Raw genomic sequence first — 3,331 nt, 5'->3', positions numbered from 1 at the left:
TGCAGTAAAGTATGTCCATCCATCGGTGACATCTGTAAGTCACTTAATAGTAAACCTACAGGCTCGCTGGCTATCTTATCCAGTGCAGACTGACCATGCTCCATGCCAACGACTCGATAACCAGCGAGTTCAAGTGTGTCGCATAATGCCGTGCGAAGATTAGCATCATCCTCGACCACTAAGATATTTGAGTGATTCATAATGCGACCTCCTCTTCTGCTTGCTCTGGCGATGTATTTGCTGATGTATAAATAGGAAACAATAATTTTACTGAGCTGCCTTTTTTGGGTTCACTTTCGATCGCAAGTAAGCCTCTATGGGCTTTGACAATTGACTGAACAACGGCAAGCCCAAGTCCGGTGCCATTAGAACGAGTGGTGTAGAAAGGCGTTAACACTTTATTTAGCTCAGCTTCAGACATCCCCTCTCCATTGTCATTTACGCTGATCTGGATGCATTGTTCTTTGGCGTTATTTTCAGCGTACTCTGCCATCACCTCAATCTGACCATGACCTTCACATGCTTGACGAGCATTATTGAGTAGATTGGTAATGGCGCTGATTAATGCAGATTGACTACCATAGATGTAATCGTCATTAACCTGGTTGACGAGTGTCATCGTCACTGTGCTGTTTTCTACATCATTTTGAGCAGAAAACTGTTGTTCTAATTCACTTAATAACTCACTCACCGCCACCGGTGAGGGTGATGCCATATTCCCTCTAGAGAAAGATAAAAGATCACGAATCAACTGCTCCATATGGGTGAGACTGTCTTTTACTCTTGTCGCAAAACGCTGCTTAACTTGTTCATCAGCCCCCTCCTTCAGTAAAGGTGAAAGATAGAGCATGGCAGATGACAGAGGGGTTCTGATTTGGTGAGCCAGTCTTGCTGTGACTTCACCGATGGTCGATAAACGCTGCAGATGGGAAACTTTACTTTGCAGTGCTCGAGTATCGGTTACATCCTGTAGTAGGATAATTTGTCCAGGTTCATGACCAAGTGGGTTCGTTGAAATGTGAACCAGGCGGCCATCTTTTAAGGAAACATCATGACCATCACTCGGCTTGGGATCAAAAGCCCGTTCAATGACATTTACCCAACGCTCACCTGACAAAGGTTCACCCAATAGCGATATCGCTGCCTCATTGGCTTCTTGAATAAAGCCGGAACCATCAATTACTACAACGCCTGCGGGTAGCACAGCCAATAAACGACTATGACGATTGGCAAGTTGATCCGCATCGGTGTTATTGGGTTGTTGAATATGTTCAGCTGAGATATGGCTGACATTTGAAATAGTGCTGAGATCGATGTCTCGTGAAAAGGGTTGCGACTGATAATTCGATTGTTGAAAATGATCACCCAGTGATAATTTCAGATTCATGTTTCTTGCTCCTACATGCACTATTGCATTGTATTAGAGCCTGAGCAATTACCATGCCCAAAACATAAAACCTTATTTATCAGATACTTAAATAGAATACGTCAAAAGATCGACGTTGTTCCTTCGATTATTCAGTATCGCGTTGAATCACGTATTTACGCATTTTCTCTACTAGCGTTGTTCTACGCATTTTCAGTTTATTCGCTGCATGAGCAACCACGCCCTCAGCATCATCTATCGCTTGTTTTATCAATAGATATTCAAGATTGGCAAGATGTTCTTTCAGATCAATACCATCTTCTGGCAACACCATATCTTCTGGGCTAGAGGTTGAATTAACTGGGTCAGAGGATGTCTCTGGCACGGATTTAATCTCTGGCGATGCCTCAGGTAGATTCCTTGAAGCTTCTTGCTGTGGGCCAGCGGCAATGATGCTGGTAATTTCTTCAGGTAATTCATCACCTTCTAGCTGATACTTCTCTGGAAGATCATCAAAATCGACCGTGCCGTATGGATAGAGAATCACTAATCGTTCGACCACATTCGCTAATTCACGCACATTTCCAGGCCATGGGTAACGGCATAATGAGGTAATCGCAGCAGGGGTGAGTCGAATAGTGCCTCTGTTTTCATGTTCAATACGTTTAATCAATTCATGAATCAGCAGCGGAATATCTTCTGGTCTGTCTCTTAATGCTGGCATTTCAATAGGAAAGACATTCAGTCGGTAAAATAAATCTTCACGGAACCGACCATCAGCAATATGCTCTTCGAGGTTACGATGTGTGGCGGCAATCACGCGAACATTGGCTGTTTGTGTTTTATTACTGCCTACTTTTTCATAGGTTCTTTCTTGGAGTACACGTAACAGTTTGACCTGCATTGGCAGTGGCATATCGCCTATTTCATCCAGAAATAATGTGCCACCTTCAGCCATTTCAAAACGTCCTTTTCTGGCCGTTATCGCCCCGGTAAAAGCACCTTTTTCGTGACCAAATAACTCACTTTCCAGTAACTCTCCTGGAATGGCCCCACAATTGACTGGCACAAAGGGTTTATCTCTTCTGGATGAAAAGTGATGTAAGTTACGAGCAACGACTTCTTTACCAGTTCCTGACTCGCCCAGAATTAGCACATTGGCTTCTGAGTCAGAGACCTGATCAATCATCCGCTGCACATTCTTAATGAGCCGACTATTTCCTACCAGTGACCGGAATAAGTTATTGGGTGTGCTGGCTTCAGCCGTCATCCCCCGATAGATGGTCGCCTGCTGTAACGCATTGCTGAGTTGAGGATACTTAATGGGGTAACGTATAGAACCAATGGTGCCTGGAAAGTCTAATGCTTCGCCAGAGGAAGATTCAAGAACAAAGACGGGAACCCGTGAGTCATGATTAACCAGTTCTCGAAGTAACTGCTTAGTTTGATTTTGCCCGCCGCAGTCACCCACTATGGCCATCACCACATCATCAAGGTTTTCTACATGCTCAAACCAAAGGTCTGATTCTGAAATCACCACCGGCTGACAATTTATAAACTCAATGAGTGTGCTTAACATCTCGCATCGGTCAATATCACTTTCCACGACCAATACATTATTTACACTCATACTCACTCCATCTCTTCACTGGGTTTTAAACTGGCGATAAGCCTTGAATAACTGGAGTTAAGCATTTTCTGGCAGACATTGTCAAAATTATGACGGGTTAATTTTAAGCAAGATGTGACGTACTAGTTAGATTGGTAGGCTGCTGCCACTTTTTTGTTTTTATTAAACTGGCCTAACTCGGTTTGGATCGTTTGTCTTGCATCAAGACAACGTTGCTCAACACTCTGATTTAACTTAATAATTTGTTCTATTAATGGACGCGCTTCTGACTGGTCAACATGATTATCAAGAGGAAATATACTTTCCATTAATTCCGCCCGTAGCTTTGTCAAAGT

General features: G+C 43.4%; 4 protein-coding genes. All 4 read right to left on the bottom strand.

Going from position 1 to position 3,331, the window contains the following annotated elements; translation table 11 throughout:
* Positions 1-200 (bottom strand): response regulator (locus B4K20_RS16825; RefSeq protein WP_289283800.1); only part of this gene is annotated, 200 nt, incomplete at its 3' end.
* Positions 197-1,387, bottom strand: coding sequence for a sensor histidine kinase (locus B4K20_RS16820; RefSeq protein WP_289283799.1), 1,191 nt, complete (start codon positions 1,385-1,387; stop codon positions 197-199). The genes B4K20_RS16820 and B4K20_RS16825, both read right to left, overlap by 4 nt.
* A gap of 127 nt (positions 1,388-1,514) precedes the next feature.
* A complete protein-coding gene (locus B4K20_RS16815; RefSeq protein WP_289283798.1) occupies positions 1,515-2,996 on the bottom strand; it encodes a sigma-54 dependent transcriptional regulator in 1,482 nt (493 codons plus the stop codon).
* Positions 2,997-3,118: 122 nt separating this feature from the next.
* A partial coding sequence (locus B4K20_RS16810; RefSeq protein ID WP_289283797.1) for a flagellar protein FliT occupies positions 3,119-3,331 on the bottom strand: 213 nt, incomplete at its 5' end.

It is taken from the genome of Methylophaga sp. UBA5088, assembly GCF_002414625.1.
Lineage (GTDB): Bacteria > Pseudomonadota > Gammaproteobacteria > Nitrosococcales > Methylophagaceae > Methylophaga > Methylophaga marina.
This window is presented reverse-complemented; position numbering and strand designations above follow the sequence as displayed.

Coding starts and splice junctions, on each gene's coding strand:
- B4K20_RS16820 (WP_289283799.1), bottom strand. CDS start 1,387: ATGAATCTGAAATTATCACTGGGTGATCATTTTCAACAATCGAATTAT.
- B4K20_RS16815 (WP_289283798.1), bottom strand. CDS start 2,996: ATGAGTGTAAATAATGTATTGGTCGTGGAAAGTGATATTGACCGATGC.